The organism is uncultured Granulicatella sp. (assembly GCF_963515615.1).
Taxonomy (GTDB): Bacteria; Bacillota; Bacilli; order Lactobacillales; family Aerococcaceae; genus Granulicatella.
This window is the reverse complement of record NZ_CAUPZT010000076.1, coordinates 1-4,177: the sequence shown is the minus strand read 5'-3', so window position 1 is coordinate 4,177 and position 4,177 is coordinate 1. Positions and strand designations below refer to the sequence as shown.

The 4,177-nt window shown below is 32.7% G+C and carries 6 protein-coding genes and 1 riboswitch; of the genes, 5 read left to right on the top strand and 1 reads right to left on the bottom strand.

What is annotated here, in order from left to right; genetic code table 11:
• The first annotated feature begins 32 nt into the window (after positions 1 to 32).
• The 4 genes from RYL55_RS08410 (at position 33) to rplS (ending at position 2,283) form a co-directional block, all read left to right on the top strand.
• On the top strand, positions 33 to 278 hold the full coding sequence (locus RYL55_RS08410; protein ID WP_315008629.1) for a KH domain-containing protein: 246 nt from the start codon (positions 33 to 35) through the stop codon (positions 276 to 278).
• Positions 279 to 410: 132 nt separating this feature from the next.
• Positions 411 to 926, top strand: coding sequence for a ribosome maturation factor RimM (gene rimM / locus RYL55_RS08405; RefSeq protein ID WP_315008627.1), 516 nt, complete (start codon positions 411 to 413; stop codon positions 924 to 926).
• A gap of 1 nt (position 927) precedes the next feature.
• On the top strand, positions 928 to 1,674 hold the full coding sequence (gene trmD / locus RYL55_RS08400; protein ID WP_315008631.1) for a tRNA (guanosine(37)-N1)-methyltransferase TrmD: 747 nt from the start codon (positions 928 to 930) through the stop codon (positions 1,672 to 1,674).
• Between the two features lie 261 nt (positions 1,675 to 1,935).
• Positions 1,936 to 2,283 carry a 50S ribosomal protein L19 gene (rplS, locus tag RYL55_RS08395; RefSeq protein WP_006702870.1) on the top strand — a complete coding sequence of 116 codons (348 nt, stop codon included), beginning with the start codon at positions 1,936 to 1,938 and terminating at the stop codon, positions 2,281 to 2,283.
• 98 nt (positions 2,284 to 2,381) lie between these two features.
• On the opposite strand, the gene RYL55_RS08390 is transcribed toward rplS, so the two are convergent.
• Positions 2,382 to 3,206: a hypothetical protein gene (locus RYL55_RS08390; RefSeq protein WP_315008625.1), complete on the bottom strand. Its 825-nt coding sequence runs from the start codon at positions 3,204 to 3,206 to the stop codon at positions 2,382 to 2,384.
• Between the two features lie 163 nt (positions 3,207 to 3,369).
• Positions 3,370 to 3,447: riboswitch (SMK box riboswitch) on the top strand.
• Here RYL55_RS08390 and metK point away from each other — a divergent pair.
• A partial coding sequence (gene metK / locus RYL55_RS08385) for a methionine adenosyltransferase (RefSeq protein WP_315008623.1) occupies positions 3,445 to 4,177 on the top strand: 733 nt, incomplete at its 3' end. It overlaps the preceding riboswitch by 3 nt.

The following is a 4,177-nucleotide window of genomic DNA, read 5'->3' as shown; positions in this document are numbered from 1 at the left end:
CATCGAGATAATTCGGTAAAGAGGTGAAAAGAATGCCTGATATTCGTGAATTAATTTTAGCAATTGTTCAACCATTGGTTGATTTTCCAGATGATGTAACTATTGAAGTTGCAGAATCAGATGAATATTTAGAATACACATTACGTGTGAATTCTGAAGATATTGGACGTGTAATTGGAAAACAAGGACGTGTTGCTCGTGCAATTCGTACAATTGTTTATAGTGTTAGCACTAAAAACCAAAAACGTGTTCGTTTAAGCATTGAAAACAATGACTAGAAAAAAGTTCAACAATTTCTCTTAGAAGTTGTTGAACTTTTTTATATGTTCCATTAAAAATGGATTTTGTTTGCAATTTTGTTTGATTCTCACGTATGATAACAGTAATGAATTGTGAGGAGGAAGTAAAAAATGTCACAATATTTTAAAGTAGGAAAAATTGTAAATACACAAGGATTAAAAGGGGAAGTTCGTGTAATTTCTACAACAGACTTTGCAGAAGAACGTTATCAAAAAGGAGTAGAATTAGCCTTATTTAGAGATGGAGAATTCGAAAAATTACTAACGATTAAAAGTCATCGACGTCATAAAAATTTTGATTTATTAACTTTTGAAGATCATCCTCGAATTGAAGATGTGGAAGGTTATAGAGATTGTTTGTTAAAAGTGTCAAGCGATGCTCTGGAAGAATTGGAAGATGATGAATTATATTATCATGAAGTCGTTGGATTAGAAATCATTACGGATGAAGGAGAACATTTAGGGAAAGTATCTGAAATATTATCTCCAGGTTCCAATGATGTTTGGGTCGTAAAACAAAAAGGGAAGAAAGATTTATTAATTCCATTTATCGAACCAGTTGTTTATAAAATTGATAAAGAAAATAAACAAGCGTATATCCATGTATTAGAAGGGTTGTTTGACTAAAATGAGAATTGATGTTTTAACATTATTCCCTGAAATGTTTGCTCCAATGGAACAATCGATGATGAAAAGAGCTATTGAGAAAGAAAAAATTACATTTGATACGATTGATTTTAGAGATTTTGCCTTTCATAAACATAATCGAGTAGATGATTATGTTTTTGGTGGAGGAGCCGGTTTATTATTAAAAGTAGAACCGATTGACCGTGCATTAAAAGATTTAGAGCAGAAAACCCCGGAAACTAAAAAGAGAGTGATTTTACTAGATCCTGCAGGGAAAAAATTTAGTCAATCCGATGCAGAAGAATTAGCCAAAGAAGAACATCTTGTTTTCATTTGTGGACATTATGAAGGATATGATGAACGTATTCGAACGCTCGTTACCGATGAATATTCTATTGGGGATTTTGTTTTAACGGGTGGAGAATTGGGAGCAATGGTCATGATTGATGCCACGGTTCGTTTAATTCCTGATGTACTAGGCAATTACGAATCAGCTATTGGGGATTCTCATTCGATGGGATTATTAGAGCATCCTCAATATACTCGTCCAAGAGCATATGAAGGAATGGAAGTTCCGGAAGTATTATTTAGTGGAAATCATGCCAAAATTGCTACATGGCAGAAAAAAGAATCTTTAAGAAGAACCTATCAAAGAAGACCTGATTTATTAGAGAATTATTCATTAGATAAAGAAGAAAAAAAATTATTACAAGAAATTATTCAAGAAGAGAGTATGAATGAGAAATAATCGAATAATGATGTAGTAAAAAAGTTCATTAAAAGTTGAAAACTAATTTTGTTTTATAGAGGATTCTCATGTACTTTCCTTATATGGAATGACTTTAAAACACCCAAAAGAAAATTTTAAAAAGTAAAGTAAAAATACTTTACAAGTATTCATTTATATGATAAACTCACAAAAGTGGATAGGAGACTGTCCATATAGAACGATATTCCGCTGATTGGATATTTTGCCAAATCATGAATGTTTGTTGGAAGGAGAAAAAACATGAGCAAATTAATCGATAGCTTAACACAAGAACAATTACGTTCTGATATTCCTGCTTTCCGCCCTGGTGACACTGTACGTGTTCACGCTAAGGTAGTTGAAGGAACTCGTGAGCGTATCCAAATCTTCGAAGGTGTTGTTATTAAACGTCGTGGTGCTGGTATCAGCGAAACTTATACAGTACGTAAAGTTTCTAACGGTGTTGGTGTGGAACGTACATTCCCATTACACACTCCACGTGTAGCACAAATCGAAGTAGTTCGTTACGGTAAAGTTCGTCGTGCTAAATTATATTACTTACGTAACTTACGTGGTAAAGCAGCACGTATCCAAGAACGTCGTCGTTAATAGAAAGATTAACCTTCTTGAGGAATCAAGAAGGTTTTTTTGTGCTAAAATTTTTTGTGCTAAAAAATCCCTTCATCTTTTACGACGAAGGGATTTTTCTACAATTGATAAAAAATTCCAATTAAAATCGTTAATAATGTAGCGTACCAATAGAAATAAGTACCGATACGACTAGGTTTAGCCGATTTCTTTAAAAGAAGATGATACAAAATCGGAATAATTCCACTAATACCAATTAAAATTAAAGCAAATACTGAAAAGTGAGATCCTACAAGATAAAAACTAACTGGATAAGCAATAATCCAACATAAGTTAAATACAAATGATAAAAATAGGCTCCAAACCGGATATTCTAACTTCTCAGAATTAGAACGCTCAGTAGCTTTTTGTTTAAATTGAATGATACTAATTCCAAAAATAGCAAAGCATAAAAATACTTGGAAAATGCTGTTAGGAATTTGATGTGTCATCATATAATACATTAAAAAATTTCCTACAGTGAATTTTGCTAAGCTATTTAATAGTACATGATATGCATAAGCTGGATGATTCGATTGTAAATGGAAAATCCAACTATGATTGACACCAACGAGTAGTGCTGCAATAATCCCAATTCGGATTCCAAAACTTTGAACAAAATAAACGATTGGTAACAGTAACAAGAAGTTTGTTAGTAGTAGTACAACTGATTGACCACGTTTTGGAACTTTATAAAATTTGGAATACATCATTTCTTGTAGATGAATGATAAACAAGAAAAAATATAATACGAGTACGTCAGAAATTGGAATAGCATTTGTTTTAATGGCTAGAAAAAATCCTAAAAATGAAAAACTGATAGGAGCTAAAAAGAAACTCCATAATGGATTTGTCAATTGCTTCATATAAGGTATTTCTGGATGTGCCAATGAATTTACGGACATATAAATTACCTCGAATTTACTTTTTTATTTTCATGATAGGTAAATTAATCCAGCTTGTCAAGCAGAATTTAAACGATTACATAACATTTTCACAAAATAAATGAATAAAATAGGCAAATTATGCTAGGAATTTTGAAAAATAATGCTATAATAGTTGAGTCTTAAAAAATATGATATTCCCGAGAGGATACACAATGTGTAGATGCCTTGTAACCGGAATTGAATGGGGGAAAAACAAATGGAAAAAATTTTATTTACATCGGAATCTGTTACAGAAGGACATCCCGATAAAATCGCAGATCAAATTAGTGATGGAGTATTAGATGCTATTTTAGCACAAGATCCAACCGCTCGTGTTGCCTGCGAAACAGTCGTTAATACAGGTTTAGTCGTATTAGTTGGTGAAATTACAACAACCGCTACAGTCGATTATCAACAAATTGCTAGAGATACTATTCGCAACATTGGTTATGCTGATCGTAAGTATGGCTATGATGCGGATAGCGTTGCCGTAATGGTTTCTTTAGATAAGCAATCACCAGATATTGCAATGGGGGTTAATGATGCTTTAGAAACTCGTGGACAGCAAGAAGAGTTTGGAGCTGGCGATCAAGGGTTAATGTTTGGTTTTGCAACTAATGAAACAGATACTTACTTACCAATGCCAATTTATCTAAGTCATCAATTAGCTTATCAATTAGCAAAAGTTCGTAAAGAAAAACAATTAGATTATTTAGGACCAGACGGTAAAGTTCAAGTAACTGTTGAATACACTACTGACCATAAAGTAAAACGTATTGATACGATTGTTGTCAGTACACAACATGATGAAGAAGTTTCTCAAGAACAAATTCATCGTGATGTTTTAGAATATGTTGTTAAACCAGTTGTACCAAGTGAATTGTTAGATGATGAAACACGTTATTTCATTAATCCAACAGGAAAATTCGTAATTGGTGGACCAGTTGGAG